The sequence below is a fragment of the Streptomyces sp. NPDC006510 genome, assembly GCF_040611955.1.
Classification (GTDB): Bacteria; Actinomycetota; Actinomycetes; order Streptomycetales; family Streptomycetaceae; genus Streptomyces.
Genome location: NZ_JBEXPH010000025.1, coordinates 1 through 19388, shown reverse-complemented (window position 1 = coordinate 19388; position 19388 = coordinate 1). Strand labels below are relative to the sequence as shown.

Genomic DNA, 19388 nt, shown 5'->3' with positions numbered 1-19388 from the left:
CGCTTCGAACGCGGCTGGCCGGTTGAACGGTCCCAAACCATCGCTGCGTGAACGGTCACCCTCACCGGTCTGCTCCGAATATCCGGTGGCGGGTCCAACCGCCGGTGGTGAAGATCGCTACATGACTGTCTTCCTGGAAACCGAACGGCTCGTGCTGCGCCCGTTCGCCGACACCGACGCCGACGGCCTCCTCGCACTGGACAACGACCCCGACGTCATGCGCTTCATCAACGGCGGCAAGCCGACCAGCTACGAGGCGATCCAGACGCAGACCCTGCCACGGCTCCTGCACGCCTACCCGTGCTTCGGTACCCGCGGCTACTGGGCCGCTGAGGAGAAGGCAACCGGAGCGTTCCTGGGCTGGTTCGAGTTCCGCCCCCTGGACGACCACAGCGCCGCCGTGGTCGAACTCGGTTACCGACTGAACAAGGCCGCCTGGGGCAAGGGGTATGCCACAGAAGGGTCGCGGGCTCTGATCAGAAAGGGGTTCACCGACCTCGGGGTGGAACGGATCACCGCGAATACCATGACGGTGAACATCCGATCCCGTCGGGTCATGGAGAAGGCAGGGCTGACGTTCCTTCGGGACTTCACCGGGGACTGGCCCGAGGCGATCGAAGGCTCCGAGCACGGCGAAGTCGAGTACGAACTCACCAGGACCGACTGGGAGCAGCACCGGTAGCCGTCAACTGCCCGGCCTTCGCCGCCTCGTGCATCCGCTACCGCGAACTGGCCACCAAGGAACGCGCGGAGCTACCGGTTGAGGGATCGAAAGGGACGCTCCGCCCCGATCCGGAGCACCGAAACCCGGCTGACCGGAACTGATGTGAGTACACAAATATGCGTGCGGCCGCCGCCGCGCCCCGGCCCTCACCGCTCCGATTCCGGACGGCCGGCAGGACGTTGAACTTCACGGGCAGGAAACGGCGACCGTTGACCTGGACGGCGATCGAGTACGGGCCCGGGGCGAGTTTCCATGTGGCGGTCGAGCGCAGCATGTGAACTTGGCGAGCGTCAGTCTCGGCCGGGCCCGACTGTGTCACGGAGAAGGAAGTGCACCTTCTCCTGTGGCTTGCCGGCTGGTGCAGTGGAGAAGAGCACGAACATGACGTGCACGGGCACGGGCGCGGCCCATGAACCAGGAGTCGATGCCCGGGTCTTGTGGCGATCGCGTCCCAGACCTGTTCCGGGCTCGCCGGCAGGGTCGTCTTCAGCTCGATCTCGGACGTGTGCGTCATGGTGCGTTGTCCTGTCCTGTCCTGTCCTGTCCTGCTTCGGGTTCGGTCTCGTGTGTCCCCTCGATTTCTGCTGCGGGCCGATCTCGCTCCTCTCGGGGCCGGGCTGCGGTACAGGGACTGGTGGAGCCCGTTGGTCACGCGGTGGAGCGGTGGGGGTCGGTTGGCTGGTTCCCTCCAACTGGCGCCGGACGCGGCGCCAGGGCGGCGAAGACGTGGAAGATCAGGCGCCTGCCGGGGGCGGTGGTGTCGAGCGCGTCGTGCAGGGACCGGAAGCCGATGCCGCGAGCACAACGGCACGTTCACGGTCGCCGGACGCGAGTACCAGACAACCCACCACAGAAGGTGGCGCACTCTGCCGACGACCTCGACGAGTTTGCCATGGCAACGCTCTGGTTCGCCGTCTCGCCCGGCCGCTCCGGCGCGTTCATGACCACCTCTCTCCGTTGTAGGCAGGCCGCGCCTCGCCGCGTATCGAGGGCCCTGCAACGGACACGGCGTGCGACTGGTCGTCGATTCGGAGAAGGTCACGATCAGCCCGGACGCTGCGATCGACGTGCCCAGGTCCGTTCCCAGTCGGCGTCTCGACCTGACGAGCGCGGAGACCTGATGGCCCCGCGCGGAGGCGCCGCCCGTCACACGCCCGGAAACTCTCTGGGGGGCACGCTCCGCGATCTCGGCCGCTACACCCGCACCACCACCAGACGCACCGGTCGCCACCCCACCACCAGGCAGCCGGTCGAGCCGCCCGTCGACCCACAGGGGGAGCGTGGCCCCGCCGGTCCTCCCGGCCCACCGGGGCCCTCGACCGCCATCGTCATGGTCGCGGTGACGGGGGAGAGGGGAGGACGGCCGCGCTCGCTGGGCTTTCCCCACTCCTTACGCGGTGCCGCCGGTGCTCACCGCGCTCGCCGTTGACTCCGATCCGGGCGGCGACCGCACCGTTACCGCCGCGCTGCAGGAGGTAACCACGGCGTACGCGGTCGTCCGCATCCGGTACACGCGACCCCGGCGAGGCAACTGCGCCGCGGACCCGTGCGGCCCCGGAACGTCCTCGCGCCTCGTGGCTTTCCCCGCAGTGCCGGACGCGCACATTAACGCTGATTAGCAGGAGCAATTGATCGTCTCCTCGTGGAACCAGCAGTTCTGTCCCCGTCGTCCCTGCCTGCGCAGGGGGTGTCCACTTCGAGTTCCGGGAGAAGACACCTCGGCCCTGCCACCACGGTTCCGGATGTGCCTCACGCACCCGGAGAGACCAGCGAACAACACGAGATGAGGATGAACAGGTGTCCATGTTCCGACGTCGAGTGAGCGGTTCTGTCGCGGCCGTTGCCGCGCTCACGCTCACGTCCCTTGCCGCCCCCGCGATCGCACAGGCCGCACCGGCCCCCGCGGCGCGTCCCATGACGGCGGGCACGAGCGTGCCGGGGATCCCTGATCCGGGCCTGTCCTGCTCCGTGAACGTCCTGGGGGTCGACTCCGCTCAGCGGATCGTCGACCGGACCTACACCAGCGAGAACGGCCGGGGAAACCTGTACACCTCGGTCTGGGAGAAGAGCCAACTCGGATTCGTGCCGCGGGCGCTCGTCAAGAAGGAGTCGGCCGGCGCGCAGTCGCCGGACGCCCTGGGAAGCACGGGACGTGACTACTACGCGACCGCGGCGGACGGGAGCCTGTATGTGCTCGGCCTCAACCTCGACGGCTCCCTGACCAAGAAGAAAGTGGGCACGACCTGGAGCTCCATCCGTCTCATGACGGCGGTCCCTGCCCTCTCCGGCAGGCCGGGCAGCTACGTGTACGCCCTCACCGACAACGGCGGAATCCATCGGTACAACACCGCCACCAAGGCGGAGACCATGAACAGCACGACGGTGGTCGGTGCGTCGGGCTGGCAGGGCCTCAAGACCCTGGCATGGTACGGCCTCAAGACGCTCCCGGACGGGCAGAGCGCCGACGTGCTCCTCGCCACCCTCACGACCGGGCAGCTGGTCGAGTACACCATCCCCCACAGGACACCGACGAAGTGGACGCGTAAGGACGTCCGCCCCACCAGCTGGGGCAACCTCACAGCGATCACCGTCGGATCGTGCGCGAAGAACGGCACGATGGGACCGAACTCCGCATGGATCGGGACGCTCCCCACCGGCGACGCCTACCTCTACATGGACAAGAACAAGGAGACTCCGAACAGCGCTGACATCCTGGCATACGGGCGGCTCGCCGCAGGCTGGCCCGAGCGCATCTTCGCCGGATAGTCCGCTGCCTCACCCACACAACCCAGATCTTCTCCGCGTGGATGGCACGCGGAGAAGATCTGCTCAGGGCCGGGATCCGAGGCCAGTCACGTCTCATTGCAGGTCTTGGTGACCACGTGAGGTCGGCGAGGGCAGCGGGGCCGCGTACTGGCACTGCTGGCGGTGACCTGCCTGGCCTTCCTCGGCGCCTCCCCCTTTACTGAACCACCCCGGCTCGAATGGAGACTCGATTTCATGAAGGGATCGAGTCATGGCACGACCTTCCCGTTACCCCCTTGAGCTCCGCCGCCGTGCGGTGCGCGTGGTCGCCGAGGTGCGCGACGACCACGCGAACGAGACTGCCGCTTTGCAGGCAGTGACCGAGAAGCTTGGCATCGGATCCCGCGAGACGCTGCGGAACTGGGTGAAGCAGCACGAGATCGACGCGGGAACGCGACCTGGGACGACGACGGAGGAGTCCGCCCAGCTCGAAGCGTTGAGGACGGAGAACGCCGAGCTGAAGCGGGCCAACGAGATCCTGAAGGCGGCGGCGAGTTTCTTCGCGGCCGAGCTCGACCGGCCACACACTCGCTCGTAGCGTTCATCGACGAGCACCGGGACCGCTTCGGCGGCGTCGAGCCGATCTGCAGGACGCTCACCGAGCACGGCTGCAAGATCGCCCCTTCCACGCACTACGCCCACAAGAAACGCCTCGAAACTCCCTCCGCCCGTTCCGTGCGCGACGAGGAACTCAAGGAGCGGATCCAGGCGGTCCACTCGTCCAACTACCGCGTCTACGGAGCCCGGAAGATCTGGCGCGAGCTGAACCGGCAGGAACACGCCGTGGCCCGCTGTACCGTCGAGCGCCTCATGCGCGAGATCGGCATCACCGGCGCCGTCCGCGGCAGGAAGGCGATCACGACGATCACCGATCCGGCCGCCGAGCGGGCCCGGACCTCCTCGACCGTGACTTCGTCGCCAGTGCCCCCAACCGCTGCTGGGGCGCGGACTTCACGCACGTCGCCACCTGGAACGGGGTCGTCCACGTCGCCTTCGTCATGGACACCTTCTCCCGTCGCATCGTCGGCCGGTCCGCCTCCACCACCAAGGGGACCAGGCTCGTCCTGGACGCCCTGGAGATGGCCCTGTGGCAACGCGACCGGGACGGAGTCACCGCAATGGTCCTTCCACGGCGAAGACGTGGCTGTAACGTCAGCCGCGAGCCCTCGCAGGAAGGGTCATCAAGGCAGGGGGAGGACTGTGTCAGACATTTCCCGGCGAGCACTCTTGGGTGCCTCCGGCGCAGTTGCCGCATCGACACTTCTCACGACAACCGGAACAGCACAGGCCGCCGATACCGCGGGCGGCAAGGACGGGAACACACCACACAGCACCTCGAAGGAGGCCGAGGCACCCATGGCCAGTGGCAGCCAGACCCTCAAGTACGTGGCATACATCGCGAGTCCCGACATAGAGGTGCTAAACGACGCGACGTTCGGCGTCGGTGCTGACCCCGCCGACATGTGGGCGTATCTCGACGATGCCACGGCACGCCTCCAGGAGAGACATCCCTCGTATTCCTTCACCCCCCGTCTCGTCCGGTACGACCAGGTCACCACCGAGATACCGCGCCCGTAACGCACACTGCGCCGGCCCTGGCCCCCAGCTGGGCCGGCGCATCCCCCTTCCCCCGGTTCCGGGCCTGCGCATGGCGCGCCACCTGGTAGAGGTAGCCGGATCCCGCACAGCGTCCTGTCGAAGATGCCGAAGGCGTGGGAGACACCAGCGGGAAGGCCACCCGCGACAGCCCTCTCCCAGCGCATCTCCATGGGCAGGTGCAGCGGTCGCGAGATCTCGAACCACGCGCCGCCCACATGGCACCAGAAACAGGACCAGGTCTCCTCTTCCCAGGCCGTCGGCGGCACCGGCCACCGCCACATCGACCGTCCATGCACATCACACTCCACAGGCGGATCTTCACACGCAGGCACGGGCTGCCCCAAGCGACCGACATCGCGCCGGTTACCAAACACCCCTACCGGGACAAAACCCTCTTCAAGGGTCCGCTTCGCTGTCCTCAATCGGCGGAGGCAGGTCACCTGCGAGCAGCCCGGATACAACCCTCGCGGCCCGCCGCGAGCCAGAGACGCCGCGATGAGGTGAGGGCCTTCGCGTAACCGGGCCACAGGGATGGCATAAGATGCGCGCGACCTTCATAAAGATCACTTAAGAGGATGTACACGTCATGGCAATCCGCGATCCGTATCGTTCTTTTCGCGGCATATCTGCCGTTGCCGCCCTGCTCGCGATCGGTGCGGTGGGATGCTCGGACGTCTCCGACGCCGTCGACAGCGCCAAGGACAGCGCGAAGAAGGTGACTCGTCAGCGCTCGGTGTTCTCGCTGGACATCGGCGACTGCTACAACCCGAACGGCAAGGCCGAGGGGACGGCGTACGCCGTCGAGATCGTGCCCTGCGACGAGGCGCACGAGGGCCAGGTCGTCGGCGATTTCGCGATCGACAAGGGCAAGGAGTACCCCGGCGACGACGGGGTCTCGACGATCGCGGACAGCCGCTGCCTGGTCGAGGCGCGGAAGTACGCCCCGGACACCTGGGCGCTCCCCAAGGGCGTCGCCCTCTTCTACTACACCCCGACCAAGGAGAGCTGGGCGACGGGTGACCGCGCGGTGAGCTGCACCTACACCGTGGAGAAGGGCACGTTCCGCGGCTCGCTGGGCACCGCGAAGTCCCTCAAGCCCGAGCAGACCACGTACCTCAAGGGTTCGAACGCGGTCTACGAGGCCCTGTGGGCGAACCAGTCCGAGAAGGACAATGTCGAGGACGACCTGGCCGGCTACAAGGCGCAGGCCAAGGCCGTCGCGGCCGCCCTCGACGCACACGTCAAGGGCCTGGACGGCATCGAGGGCACCGAGGTCGGCAAGCTCCGCGCGACGCTGACGAAGGCGGCCGGGAACTGGAAGAAGGCTGCGAACGCCGCCGACGCCGACACGTTCTACATCGCCTACGACCCGGCGTTCACCGGTATTGACCCGAACAAGTCGGTCGCCGCCCGCAAGGAACTGGGCCTGGCCACTACCGTCCCGGCCGACGAGGCCGAGGTCTGGGCGGGCTGACGCTCCGTCGGAGTAGCGAAGCTGTGTCCGTCATGGACCTGGCCGGGTGGCGGCGCCTCGCCGTCCGAACGGCGCTGGGGCCGCCGTCACCAAGAGCGGCTACCTTCTCGGCCAGGATCCCGATGCCGCAGCCCGCCCACCAATCGGCTCACGCCCGAGCAACTGGCAGCCCGAGAAGCCCGGGCCCGAAACGTGGCCCGTCTGGCACATGGCCAGGGGCAGCACGGCGGCTGGGGTTCCGGGATGGCGGTGCGCACCTACCGGGGTGACTACGCACGGAGTCGGCGGCGGTCTTGGCGTCGGCCCCGCTGGCGGCGTCGACGATGTCACCGGCGCGAGCGGCGGTGAGGTCGTGGGCGGGCTTCGCCGAGGTACAAGCAGGACACCGCCGGTGCTGATCAGGCCCTGGACGTTCACGCCGTGGTCGTGGTGCTTGCCGCTGTACAGCGAGTCTGGTTGGTTTCCGTGGCCAGGCCGGCGCAGCGCCGGGTGGGAGTGGGTGTGCCGTCGAGCAGCAGGTGGTGGTCCTCGCCCGAGCCCGCGATTGTCTTTTCCAGGGTGGGTGCGAGCGTAGCCAGGGCAGCGATGTCTTCGTTGATGTGACGTCAGGTCGGTACGCTGCGGGGTCGGTTCGGGACGAATTGGCCCCGACATGCCGTCGAATCGGTAGGGTACGAGCTGGCGTGGCAGGTGTCGCGAAGGGGGGAAGCATGGCGTACCTGGTTGAGTTGCCTGTGTCCGGGGCGGGCGGTGAGGTGGCGGGATCCGCTCCGTCGGACGTGACCGGCATCGTCAAGGTCCAGATCGACGAGGCCGCGGACGGTTTGGTCCAGGTCGCGCGTCCTGGGCAGGTCGTGGCGAGGGCGGCGCGGTCGCTGAACGACATGCTCGCCGGTATCCGGCCGGTCGCGGAGAATTTCGTGGACGGTTTCCGCGGTATGGAACGCCAGCCCGACGAGATCGGCGTCGAGTTCGGGCTTTCCCTGTCGGCCGAGGCGGACGTGGTGATCTCCCGGACAACCGGTCAGGCCAACTTCAAGGTCACGCTTACCTGGCGCAATGAGCCGTCCGGCGAACCGGGTGTGGACGCGGTGGACTGACGGTGCCCGCGTTACCGGCGCAACGCGGACAGGGCCCGTGCCCGCAGTCCTTGGACGCGGCTCTGTTGCGTGTCTTTGACGCGCGTGGAGAACCTGTCGGCGTCGGTTTTCTGGTGTCCGACACGCTCGCTCTGACCTGCGCGCACGTGGTCCACGCGGCGCTGGGCACGACGGGGGACGCGGCGCCGCCCGCTTCCGCCCGGGTCCACGTGGACCTTCCCCTCGTGCCCGCCTCGCAGGGCGACGGCGGCGCGCCCGCGACAACGGCCGGTGTCGAGTACTGGGTGGCGCCGCGGGAGCCCGGCAGCGGCCCCTCCGGACACGCCGATGTTGCCGCGCCCGCCGATGTCGCCGTGCTGCGGCTGGAGGCCCTGCTTCCGGGGGCGGGCCCGGTGCGGCTGGTGGACGCGGGCGAGGTGTGGGGGCACCCGGTGCGGGCGTTCGGGCTGCCGGCCGGTCGTTCCGGTGGGGTGTGGCACGCGGGGGTGCTGCGGGGGCGGCAGGCTGATGGCTGGGTGCAGGCCGATCTCGTTGGTGATGGTTATCCGGTGTCGCGGGGTTTCAGTGGTGGGCCGGTGTGGGACGACCGGCTGTCGGGTGTGGTCGGCATGGTCACGGTGGCCGAGTCCGGGCATCCGCCCGTCAGTTACCTGATCCCCACCAGCGGACTGCTCGCCGCCCGGCCCGAGCTGCGCGCGGTCACACTGCCCCCGTCGCCGTTCCGTGGCCTCTCGGCGTTCCGGGAAACGGACGCGGCGATCTTCCATGGCAGGCGGGCCGAGAGCGACGAGGTGGCGCGGGCGCTGGCCGCCGAACGCCGGGTCACCGTCGTAGGGCCGTCGGGATCCGGCAAGTCGTCGCTGGCCCTGGCCGGCGTGGCGCCCCGGCTGCGTGCGGAAGGCGCCCAGGCGGTGGTTCTGCGGCCGACGCCCGGCAGCAGCCCGCTCATTGCCTTCGCTGCGGCTCTGCTGCCGCTGCTTGAACCCGACCTGCCCGAGACCGAGCGCCCCGACCGGATCGCGGAACTCGCCGAAGTGCTGCGCCACCACGGCCCGGCAGACGTCGTGGCCCGGCTGCTCCAACTGCGGCGCGGCAGCCGGCTGCTTGTCGTGGTCGACCAGTTCGAGGAGGTCCTCGGCCTGGAACCGGACGCCGTCGACGAGTTCGCCGACCTGCTCACAGGCGACACGCTGCCAGATTCCGTCCGCGTACTGATCACGCTGCGCGCCGACTTCCTGGATCCGGTGCTGGCCCATCCGCGGTTCGGCCCGGAGATCGGCGGACACCTGCACGCGCTCGCCCCGCCGGCCCCGGAACGCCTGCGCGAGATCGTGACCGTACCCGTCGAGGCCGTCCCCGGCGTGTCCTACGAGCCGAATCTCGCCGAGCGCATCCTCGCCGACACCGGCCCGGGCCCGGGCGAGCTGCCGCTCCTCGCCCTCACCCTCGACCTGCTGTGGCAGCGGCAGGAGGGCGGCCTGCTGACGCACCGTGCGTACGAGGAACTCGGGGGCGTCACCGGTGCGCTGGGCGTGCACGCCGACCGGGTCTGGGCCGAGTGCGTGCCGCCGGAGGACGAGGAGGCGGCCAGGCGGCTGTTCACCCGGCTCGTCCGGGTCCCGACCGGCATGCCCGCGCCGACCCGCCGGATGGCGCTGCGCACCGAGCTGGGCACCGGGGAGTGGCGCATCGCGCAGCGGCTCGCCGGGACACGGCTACTGGTCACCGGCCGCAACGCCGAGGGCACCGAGACCGTGGAACTTGCGCACGAGGCGCTGATCAGCGAGTGGGACAAACTGGCCGACTGGACCACCGGTGACCGTGCCTTCTTGGAGTGGCGGGCCTCACTGCAACAGGACATGGACCGCTGGGAACAGGCCGAGTGCGCCCCGCAGCTGCTGCCCACGACCCTGCAGCTTGCCCAGGCGGAACAGTGGCTGAGCGAGCGTTCCGATGAACTGACCGACACGGAACGGCACTACCTGGATGCCGGCCGTGCCCACCGCCGCGCGAAAGTCCGCAGGCGACGGGCGGTGCTCTCGGCCATCAGCTTCGTTGTACTGCTGGTCCTGGTGGCCCTGTCGTTGTTCTACACCACACGGGAGGAGAGCCGGGACCGCGCGGCGCAGGCCGCCTCCCGCGCCCTTGCGGTGGCCGCGGCGGACGAGACGCGCACCGAACCGGCCCTCGGCGTGCTGAAGGCCCTGGCTGCCCACCGCACGGCGCCGACGCCGGAGGCGCGCAACGAACTCCTGCGGCAGTACCTGCGCTACCAGGGCTACGACCGGGTGCTGTCCGGTGTACTGGGCAAGGTCAGGGAGTTCACCACCAGCGGGGACGGCGATGTCGTGCTGGCCACCTCGCAACTGGGCCGGGCCATCCTGTACACCGGCGCCACCTCCGGACAGGTGCGCAGTGCCCAGGTGCCCTCGACCGGGCAGGTCATGCACGGCGTGGTGTCCGCAGACGGGAAGCGCGTCGCCTACGTCCAGGTGGACGGCAAGGCCGCGTGGTTCGATGTGGACGCCGACGCCGACGCCGAAGACCTGCTCGGCCCGGTGCACCGGCTGCCCGGCGGGCCGGGCAGCGGCATCAGCTTGAATCCTTCGGTGCGTCCCGCGATGTCGGCGGACGGTCGCGCCCTCGCCTCGGTCGTTCGGGACCGCCTGGTGTGGTGGAACCTGGACAGCGGCACGGTCGCCGGTGACGTGCCCGCGCCCCAGGACATGACCACCGACCTCGCGTTCGGCCCGGACGGGCGCACGCTGCTGACGACGGCCTACCCGCGATCAGACGTGCTGGCCCTGATGTCTGTCGACATGGGCACCGGCCGTGCCACGCAGCTCCTGTCCGGCGCCCGGGAGATCTACCTGTCCGGAAACCGCCGCACCGCGGTCGTGTGCCGCGAGGACAACAAGCAGTCCGTCATCAGCCGCCACCGGACCTCCGACGGCGCCGCCATCGGCCACTCCTATCGCGAACGGGACGAGGCTTACACCACGGACATGTGCATGGTGGACGCCGTCGACGCGACCGGGCGGCGCGTCGCGCTCCGATGGGGCGACGAGTTGCGCGTAATGGACCTGGACAGGAGGGAGGCGATCTCAAGAGCGCCCCTGCTGGGATCCGACGTCACGCAGTTTCATTCCTCTGGTCTCCTCTCTGAGTCGCACGGCAAGCTTTACTACATGGGTCGGAACGACTCGATGATCGCTTTCATGGACATGACCCCGGGAAGGCGGCTGCCGAAGGCCGCTCAGCACCGGCTCACTCCCGACGGAAAAAGATCGATCATTGTCCTTGAGAACGGCTCCAGGACGGAACTGCACCCGGCCGACCCCAGGCAGAGCGGGCGCACCCTCGCGCAGGCGTCGCGCGCGAAGCCGTACTGGCTGCCCCAGGAGACAGACCTGCCCGTCTTCAACAGCACCGGCGGGCTCGTCGCCGACCGCGAGGCCCGGAACGTGGTGGTCGTCCGTGACACGTCAACGCTGCGAAAAGTGGCCACGGTGACCGCCGTCCGGCCACCGAAGACCCGCCCCGACACCCGAGTGATCCGGGACCTGGACGTGAGTGGGGCACTCAGCCGGTACGGCCAGAAGTACGAGTTCCGGTACTTCTTCGACCACACCGGCCACCTGCTGACCGTCTCCGGCACCGTCGTCCAGCAGTGGGACCCGCGCACGGGTCGGCAGACCGCCCGCTTCGACGCCGGAGCGCTGCGCCCCGACGACGACCCGGACGCGATCATGATGATCGCCCCGTACCCGGACCGGAACAAGGTCTCCGTGATCGTGCAGGGGCAGCCTGTCATCCGCGTGGTCGACATCACGGACGGCCGGACCACGGACCGCGTGCGCGTCAAGGGTGATGTCCTCTCCGTCCAGTTCGACTCCGGAGGCCGGTACTTCGCGGTCATGCGCCGTGACGCGGGACTTGAGGTGTGGCAGCGCGGATACCCCCCGCGCAAAAAGATCGGCCCCTTGAGAACCATCGGTGAGAGTCATATCGCCCTGTACCGGGCAGGCTTCCTCGACGACGGCCGATACGTGATAGCCGCCGACAACGCCGTACGCATCTACCGGATCGGCAAGCGGGGCTACGACGACTCGTATGTGTTCGGCGATTCGGGCGATGCGTCGGGGGAGTACTCGTTCCTGGACGTGTCCGGCGACGGGAACACTGTGGTCCACGGCATTTTCGAGGAGCCGGGCAGTGCCCTGGTCCTCGACCCGGAGCTGTGGAGACGGGAGTTGTGCCGCATCGTCGGCGGCCGCGCGTTCACGGCCGACGAGCGTGACGGTCTCCCGGCAGGGGCGAGGACGGGGCAACTGTGTCCGTAGCGACAGGGGCCGACCGGCGAGCGTGGACGACGAGTACCGAGCGAAGGGGGACGTATGGCGTATCTGGCCGAACTGCCCGTGTCCGCAGCCGACGGCACCTCGGGCACCGCACCGCGGGGCATGACGGACACAGTCCAGGTGCAGATCGAGGAGGCGCCCGACGGGCTGGTCGAGGCCGCCCGGCCGGGGCGGGTCGCAGCGCGGGCGCCGCGGGCGCTGAACGGCATGCTCGCCGGGATCCGGCCGGTCGTGGAACAATTCGTCAGCACCTTCCGCGACATGCCTGACGGCCCCGACGAGATCGGCGTCGAGTTCGGCCTGTCCTTGTCGGCCGACGCGGACTTGGTGATCACCCGGACGACCGGGCAGGCCAACTTCACGGTGACTCCGACCTGGCGTCGGCCGTCGGACCGGGCGGCAGAATGACGTCGGGGGAGGGGCACGGGGGAGACCCGGAACGGCAGACGGCGGCCATCGGGCCCAAGGCCCTGGACGGGGCGCTGCTGCGTATCCTGGACGCGCGGCGGCAACCCGTCGGCGTGGGCTTCCTGGTGTCCGACACGATGGCCTTGACGTGCGCACACGTGGTCTTCGCCGCGCTCGGCACATCACCGGAGCCCGGGGCGCGTGTCCCGGTCGACCTGCCTCTCGTCCCCGGCGCGCCGTCCTCGGACGCAGTCGTCGAACTGTGGGTGCCGCCTCGAGGGCCGGGCGGCGAGCCGTCCGGATCGGCCGCCGGCTTGGCTTCCGGTACGGCCGACGTCGCCGTGCTGCGGTTCGCAGCTCCGCTGTCAGGGGCGGGGCCAGTGCGATTGGTCGACGCGGACGCACGGGCGGAGGAGCCGACTGACGAATGCGCAGACGATGTGCCGGACGGGCACTGGGGCCACCGTGTGCGGGCGTTCGGGCTGCCCACCGGCCGTCCCGGCGGGGTCTGGCATGCCGGCGTGCTGCGGGAGCGGCAGGCCGACGGCTGGGTGCAGGCCGATCTCGTCGGTGACGGTTACCCGGTGTCGCGCGGCTTCAGCGGCGGCCCGGTGTGGGACGACCGGCTGTCGGGCGTGGTCGGCATGGTCACGGTGGCCGAGTCCGGCCAGCCGCATGTCAGTTACCTGATCCCCGCCAGCGGACTGGCGGCTGCCTGGCCCGAACTGGGCCCCCTCGTGCTGCCTCCCTCGCCGTTCCGCGGACTCGCCGCCTTCGAAGAGGCCGACGCGGCGGTCTTCCACGGTCGGCGGAACGAGAGCGACACCGTCGCCCGCGCGCTCGACGAGCAACAATGCGTCACCGTCGTGGGTCCCTCCGGTTCCGGCAAGTCGTCGCTCGCGCTGGCCGGCGTGGCACCACGGCTGCGTGCGCACGGAGCCGTCGTCGTCATGCGGCCCGCGTCCGGAAGCAGCCCGCTGGCGGCCCTTGCCTCCGCGCTGCTGCCACTACTGCAACCCGACCTGCCCGAGACCCGCCGACTGGCGCGCCTACCCGAACTGTCCGAGATGCTGCGCCGCCATGGCCTCGCCGACACGACGGACCGCCTGCTCGAACTCCACGGCGGCAGTCAACTCCTCATCATCGTCGACCAGTTGGAGGAGCTACTTCAGCAGCTCCCGGACGCCGTGCGCGAACTGGCCGACGTGCTGTTCGCCGCCGACGCCCTGCCGCCCGCCGTTCGCGTACTCACCACCCTGCGCGCCGACTTCCTCGAATCCGTCCTCGGTCACCCGCACCTCGGACCCCTCACCGGCCAGCACCTGCACGCCCTCGGCCCGCTCGGCGAGAACGGGTTGCGCGACATCGTCACCACACCCATCGACGCCCTCCCCGGCGTCTCCTACGAGCCCCATCTCGCCGAACGCATCCTCGCCGACACCGGCACCGAACCCGGCGCCCTGCCGCTCCTCGCCCTCACTCTCGACCTGCTGTGGCAGCGGCAAGAGGACGGCGTGCTCACCCACCACGCGTACGACGAACTCGGCGGTGTCACCGGCGCGCTCGGCAACCACGCCGACCGGGCCTGGGCCGAACACGTGCCGCCGGACGACGAGGCAACCGCACGACGGCTGTTCACCCAGCTCGTCCGGCTGCCACTCGGCGCCGCAGCCGCCACCCGGCGCCTCGCCCGGCGCGGTGACCTCACCGCCGACCAGTGGCGCATCGCCCAACGGCTCGCCGCGCACACCCGGCTCCTCGTCACCGACCGCAGCGCCGAGGGCACCGAAACCGTCGAGCTCACGCACGAGGCGCTGATCGGCGAGTGGGAAAAGTTCGCCGCGTGGGTGGCCGAGGACCGGTCCTTCCTCGGCTGGCGGGAGACAGTCCGGCACGAAATGGACCGCTGGCAGGAGGCAGACCGCGCCTTTGAGCACCTGCCGACCACCGCCGCGCTGGCGGGCGCCGAACAGTGGCTCCCCGACCGTGACGCGGCCCTGAGCCGGGCCGAGCGGGACTACCTGACCGCTGGCCGGACCCACCGCCGCACCCGCGCCCGTCGGCGCCGAGCTCTGCTCTCCGCACTGGCCACGGCCCTGGCATTCGCCCTGGTGCTCGGCATGCTCTACGCCGTCGAACGCCGCAGCAGCCGGGAACGCGCCGCTCTTGGCGCCTCCCGCGCCCTCGTCCAGGCCGCACCGGAGTACACCGTCACCGACCCGGCCCGCGCCGCGCTGCTCTCCCTCGCCGCCTACGACACCTCTCCCACGCAGGAGGCCAAGAACGAACTGCTGCGCCAGTACCTCCAGTACAGGTCCTACGACCGGGTACTCTCCGGCGACCTCAGCGAGAACGCCGCCTTCGACAAGAGCCGCGACGGCGACGTGGTTCTCGCGGCATCCAGACGTTCCGGGGCCACACTGTTCGTGCATGCCCTGACCGGGCCCGTACGCACCGTGCGGGTCCCGTCCACCGATGAGGTCCGGCACGTCGTGGTGTCCGCCGACGGGAGACGCGCCGCCTACATCCAGGACGATGGCAAGACCGTGTGGTTCGAGGTACGCCCCGACGCGAAGCAACCCGTCGGACCGCTGCACCGGCTCCCCCAAGCCCCTGGCACCGGCACAGACTGGAGCGACACTTTCGACCCGGCGCTGTCCCTCGACGGTACGGTGATCGTCGCACGCGTCAGCAAACGCATCGTCTGGTGGAACCTGGACAGTGGTCCGCACGGCACTCTCGCGGGGAACCTCTTGGCCCCCAAGGACTCGTTCGACGTGTGGCCGGCGCCCGACAACCGCACACTACTGGTCTCCGTCTACAAGCGGCGCGCTTTGGGGCAGGGCGCGAAGAGCAGCTTGCTCACGCTCGACCTTGCTACTGGCAGAAGTCGGCTTGTGGAGCGTGCCGACGAGATCCGTATCTCCGGCGACCGGACCCGGGCCGTCCTGTGTCACGTGCGGGGCAAGACCGCCGAGGTCACCGTCCACCGGCTACCGGACGGCTCCCGGGAGGGCCCCGCCTACCGGGAGAAGAACAAGGACTTCGCGTCCGAGGCCTGCGGGGTGCAGTCCGTCGACGATTCCGGCCTCAGGGTCATTCTCAAATCTCTCAAGGGCCTCACCGTCGTCGACATGCAGGACGGCAAGGTCCTCTCCCGCAGTGGCCTGCCCGCCTCGCCCAACTCGTGGACTGAGAGCAGCCCTTGGCTCGTGGAGTCCGGCGGCAGGCTCTACTACGTCCGCCACGACGAGTCGAAGATCGGATTCGCCCAACTGCGCCCCGGCTACTGGTTCCTCGATGTCGGTCAGCAACGCCTCACACGTGACGGCAAGTACACGATCACCGTCCTGGCGGACGGCTCCCGCATGCAGGTGCGCCACGCGCGCAAGATCAGCGCCCGCGTGCTCGCCGACGTGCCGCGCCGCAAGCCCTACCGGGTGCCTGAAGGCGGCGACCTTCTCGGCCTCGACCGCACCGGACGGCTCGTCGCGGACCGCGAGGGCGCGAACATCGTTACCGTCCGCGATGCCACGACACTGCGCCGCACCGCCACCATCACCACCACCGACCCTGCACAATTGCCCGACTTCCCGCCGTCGGCCGAGGACATCGAAATCAGCGACGACAACGGAAGCTCCGGAAGACCGAACTACGACTTCAAATACTTCTTCGACCGCGGTGGGAAACTGATCACCGTCTCGGGAACCGTCGTCGAGCAGTGGGACCCGCGCACCGGCAAGCGACTCGCCCGCTTCGACGCCTCGGCGGTCCGTTCCCGAGCCGGAGGCGCCAAGGACGCGGGACTGACGATCAGTTCCTACCCGGCCACGAACCGGGTCACCGTCATCGTCCTGGACCGGCCCGGCATCCATATCGTCGACATCACCACCGGACGTATCACCGAGACCGTGCAAACCGGCAGCGATATCCTCGCTGCCCAATTCGACACCAGTGGGAAGTACTTCGCCACCCTGCGCCGCGGCTCGATCTTCGAACTGTGGCGGCGTGGCGACCCGCCCCGCAAGGAGGTCGGCCCTTTGCGCAGCATTTCCGAGCTGGACCTCACGCCGTACGTCGCAAGTTTTTTGGAGGGGGAGGGCCGCTATCTTGTTGCCGCGAACAACGCCGTTCGCATCTACCGGATTGGCGAGCCCGGCTACGAGACGTTCTACTCCTTCACCCGCCCGAACGACAAAACAGTCAATGCGCAATACGCTTTCAGGGGCGCCACTGTTGACGGCAGCACTGTGCTGTACGAGAGCCCTGATGACGCCGTCGGAGCGCTCCACCTGTCACCGGGCCGGTGGTACCGCGAGCTGTGCGATGTCATCGGCGACCGGGAACTCACCCTGGAGGAGGTAGACCTGCTCCCCGCTGATCCGAGGACCCGGAAACCCTGTGCCGCGGATTGAGACACGGCCCGGCTGGACCGTCGAAAAGGTCCGTTGTCGTTTCGTGGGGGGTGTGGTTGGGGTGCGGGTAGTGGCCGGAGCTGGGATTACTCGGGTTGGTTGAGACCGTGCGAGGACGGTTTCGTGAGGGGGTAGGCCCGCTGGTCCGGGGTTGTCTCTTCTTCGGTGAGGATGGCCGGGGTGCGGAGGGTGACGAACGCGGAGTGGTAGGCGAGGCGCTCCTCGTCGCTGCGCGCCGGGTCACCGGGTCCGGGCGGTACCGGGGGAGGCGTGGTGGCGAAGTGCTGCCAGCCCTGCCAGGTGGTCACCGGCCATGCCCCGCGGGCAGGGTCCTGGCCGGCGGGCGTGTTCCCCTCGTGTCCGTCCCGCTCATCCACGCCTGACTGCGCAGCGGCGCCGCCCGCCGCGCAGGGAGGGTGGCCCGTCACCACTTGAGAGCCTCCGCCCGGGCGTCGTAGAGCCCGTACCCGGCCACATGTGCAGCCGGGCCGGCAGGGGTCTCGTCTTCGGTGACGTCCTGCGCGTCCTGGTCGAGGTCGTCGAGGCTGTCCTCTCCCGCCCCTGCGGGCGCCGTGCTCAGTTGTTGCGCCTGCGCCTCGGGCTCGGGGTGTGGTGGCGGGGGAGTACGGGTGGGGGTGCTGCGGGCGAGGAGATGCTGCTCGGCGCGGGTGGCAGCGGCAGCCCGCGCACCACCAGCGCCATGAAGGCAATCCCTGCCAGGCCGTCGCGAGGGCACCGCGGACCAACCTGCGTTGTCAGTGGCCCTCGTTAGTCTCCCCTCATATCGCAGTTCAGGGGCTTCGCGGCCCTTGGTTCGGGCTGCGCTGACATCTGATGGACAGGCGGAGGGGCACGGCTGATGGCGTGGCTGGCAGCGGGTGAGGGGTACGAGATCACCCTTGAGGACGGGCGTGTGGTCTCACGGAGAGTCGGAGGGCGGCAATTGAAGGCGCTGCCGAAGGCGTTGCGCGACAGTCCCGAGGTCGACCGGCTGAGGCAGCTGGCCGAGTGGCTGGACCGGCACGCGGCCTCGTGTGTGGCTCAGGTGGATGCCTGGATGGTGTCGTCGCTTCCGGTTCCGACCGAGCTGATCGCGCGGGTGTGGCCGGACGAGGCATGGCAGGCGGCGCTGCGTGACATGGCCGTCGTGGGCGACGATCCGGACGAGGTCGGCTTCCTGCGGGACGTCACCGGCGACGGGGAGCTCAAGGTGGTCGACCTCGACGGTGAGACCGTGCGGCTGTCGCCGCGCACGGTGACGCTTCCCCACCCCGTGCTCCTGCCGGACCTGGACGACGTACGGGACTTCGCGGCCGACCTCGGCATCACCCAGAAGGTGGAGCAGATCCACCGGGCGACCTGGACCAGGCCGGACGGGCCGGATGCCGGGCGTCCGGAGACGGCGACGGAGGTACGGGACTACGCGGGCGGGAAGTTCGCCTCGCGGTTCGGTCTCGCGGCACGCGCCACAGGCCTCGGCTACCGGGTGTCCGGTGGCTACGCCACGTGCAAAGTACGTGATGGGGGCCGCAGCACGGAGGCGTCGGTGTGGATCGGCGAGCCGTACTGGGACGGGGAGTCGGAGACCGGCGGGCTGAGCTGGCACGACGAGGACGGCCGCGCGGTGCGGCTGACCGAGGTCGGGCCGGTGGCCTGGTCCGAGGGGATGCGCATGGCCGCTGCGCTGTACGCCGGCCGCACGATCGAAGAGGGTGGGGACGCGTGACCGGGACGGTTGGGAACGACAACAAGGAGCTGCTCGCGGCAGGCGCGGTCCTTCCGGCCGACGCGCGGGGTGCGGGCCCCTCAGCGGTCGAGCTGACCGCGCGGGCCTATCGCCACGCGGTGCTCGGCGAGGATCGGGTCGTCGTGCGGCTGGCTGCGGCCGAACTGGGCCCCGCCGAGGACCTCGCCGCCGGCTTCCTCGGACTCGAGCCGCAGGGCGAGCCGGCCGTGGTCGGTCTCGGTCGGCGCCAGGAACTCGGCTTTCCCGAGTGGGTGCTGGTGCACCACCCCGAGGACGGGCACCACGCCCTGGCGGTCGTGCCGGAGCTGGACCGGCTGGCCCGGCAGGCCAAGACCAAGCCCAAGGCCGCCCTGGACGCCTGCCACGAGCTGGCCGGGCGGCTCGCCTCGGCCGTCCCGCACTTCCTGCCCGTCTTCTACGAGCAGGCCGCGCGGGTCTTCCTCGGCGTCGAGAACAGCGCGTACGCGGGCCAGCTGTTCGGCCGTGCCCGCACGAGCGAGGCGCAGCACGGGCTGACGGTCGACGAGGACCGGCTCGACGCCCTGTTCCTGGAGTTCGCCCTGGCCGGCGCGCTGCCGGTGAAGGTCCTGACCGGTTACGGCAAGGACCTGTCGGCCCGGCTCGCGCCCGTCGAGGCGTACGAGCGGTTCCGGCGGCTGTGCGTGCGCCGGACCGCCGGCGGTCTCGCGCCGTCCGCCCAGGCCGCGGTGGAGCTGAAGCGGCTCGCCCGCGCCGCGGCCCTGTCCGGCAACGAG

The 19388-nt window shown here is 69.7% G+C and carries 13 protein-coding genes and 3 pseudogenes; 13 read left to right on the top strand and 3 right to left on the bottom strand.

All coding sequences use genetic code 11. The annotated features are described in order from the left end of the window. Nucleotides 1-121: 121 nt before the first annotated feature. On the top strand, nt 122-682 hold the full coding sequence (locus ABZY11_RS11145) for a GNAT family N-acetyltransferase (RefSeq protein ID WP_356478867.1): 561 nt from the start codon (nt 122-124) through the stop codon (nt 680-682). A 753-nt stretch (nt 683-1435) separates the two neighbouring features. On the opposite strand, the pseudogene ABZY11_RS11140 reads toward ABZY11_RS11145, so the two are convergent. After that, a pseudogene (locus ABZY11_RS11140) lies at nt 1436-1525 on the bottom strand (recombinase family protein); the annotation flags it as partial. 1017 nt (nt 1526-2542) lie between these two features. On the opposite strand from ABZY11_RS11140, the gene ABZY11_RS11135 reads away from it, so the two are divergent. The 10 genes and pseudogenes from ABZY11_RS11135 to ABZY11_RS11090 all read left to right on the top strand — a co-directional run bounded on the left by ABZY11_RS11135 (nt 2543) and on the right by ABZY11_RS11090 (nt 16886). After that, nucleotides 2543-3490: a hypothetical protein gene (locus ABZY11_RS11135; protein WP_356478866.1), complete on the top strand. Its 948-nt coding sequence runs from the start codon at nt 2543-2545 to the stop codon at nt 3488-3490. A gap of 250 nt (nt 3491-3740) precedes the next feature. Continuing rightward, nucleotides 3741-4067: a transposase gene (locus ABZY11_RS11130; RefSeq protein ID WP_356478865.1), complete on the top strand. Its 327-nt coding sequence runs from the start codon at nt 3741-3743 to the stop codon at nt 4065-4067. Between the two features lie 137 nt (nt 4068-4204). Then, a pseudogene (locus ABZY11_RS11125) lies at nt 4205-4321 on the top strand (IS3 family transposase); the annotation flags it as partial. After that, nucleotides 4282-4980: a DDE-type integrase/transposase/recombinase gene (locus tag ABZY11_RS11120; protein ID WP_356478903.1), complete on the top strand. Its 699-nt coding sequence runs from the start codon at nt 4282-4284 to the stop codon at nt 4978-4980. The pseudogene ABZY11_RS11125 and the gene ABZY11_RS11120, both read left to right, overlap by 40 nt. Next, nucleotides 4886-5107: a hypothetical protein gene (locus tag ABZY11_RS11115; RefSeq protein ID WP_266918735.1), complete on the top strand. Its 222-nt coding sequence runs from the start codon at nt 4886-4888 to the stop codon at nt 5105-5107. The genes ABZY11_RS11120 and ABZY11_RS11115 overlap by 95 nt, the downstream gene beginning before the upstream one ends. Before the next feature lie 607 nt (nt 5108-5714). Then, nucleotides 5715-6602, top strand: a complete 888-nt coding sequence (locus tag ABZY11_RS11110) for a septum formation family protein (protein ID WP_356478864.1) — start codon at nt 5715-5717, stop codon at nt 6600-6602. A 779-nt stretch (nt 6603-7381) separates the two neighbouring features. Continuing rightward, nucleotides 7382-7702 carry a CU044_2847 family protein gene (locus tag ABZY11_RS11105; RefSeq protein WP_356478863.1) on the top strand — a complete coding sequence of 107 codons (321 nt, stop codon included), beginning with the start codon at nt 7382-7384 and terminating at the stop codon, nt 7700-7702. A 2-nt stretch (nt 7703-7704) separates the two neighbouring features. Next, nucleotides 7705-12045, top strand: coding sequence for a trypsin-like peptidase domain-containing protein (locus ABZY11_RS11100; RefSeq protein ID WP_356478862.1), 4341 nt, complete (start codon nt 7705-7707; stop codon nt 12043-12045). A gap of 54 nt (nt 12046-12099) precedes the next feature. Next, nucleotides 12100-12471 carry a CU044_2847 family protein gene (locus tag ABZY11_RS11095; protein WP_356478861.1) on the top strand — a complete coding sequence of 124 codons (372 nt, stop codon included), beginning with the start codon at nt 12100-12102 and terminating at the stop codon, nt 12469-12471. Next, entirely contained in the window at nt 12468-16886 is a 4419-nt protein-coding gene (locus ABZY11_RS11090) for a serine protease (protein WP_356478860.1), read from the top strand. Before ABZY11_RS11095 ends, ABZY11_RS11090 begins: the two co-directional genes overlap by 4 nt. An 86-nt stretch (nt 16887-16972) precedes the next feature. On the opposite strand, the gene ABZY11_RS11085 is transcribed toward ABZY11_RS11090, so the two are convergent. Both ABZY11_RS11085 and ABZY11_RS11080 read right to left on the bottom strand, forming a co-directional pair. After that, nucleotides 16973-17194, bottom strand: coding sequence for a hypothetical protein (locus tag ABZY11_RS11085; protein WP_356478859.1), 222 nt, complete (start codon nt 17192-17194; stop codon nt 16973-16975). Between the two features lie 116 nt (nt 17195-17310). Continuing rightward, a complete protein-coding gene (locus ABZY11_RS11080; protein WP_356478858.1) occupies nt 17311-17622 on the bottom strand; it encodes a hypothetical protein in 312 nt (103 codons plus the stop codon). A gap of 123 nt (nt 17623-17745) precedes the next feature. Here ABZY11_RS11080 and ABZY11_RS11075 point away from each other — a divergent pair, with 123 nt between their 5' ends. Continuing rightward, nucleotides 17746-18612, top strand: a complete 867-nt coding sequence (locus ABZY11_RS11075) for a DUF4132 domain-containing protein (RefSeq protein WP_356478857.1) — start codon at nt 17746-17748, stop codon at nt 18610-18612. Then, a pseudogene (locus ABZY11_RS11070) lies at nt 18609-19388 on the top strand (DNA-binding protein); the annotation flags it as partial. The gene ABZY11_RS11075 and the pseudogene ABZY11_RS11070, both read left to right, overlap by 4 nt.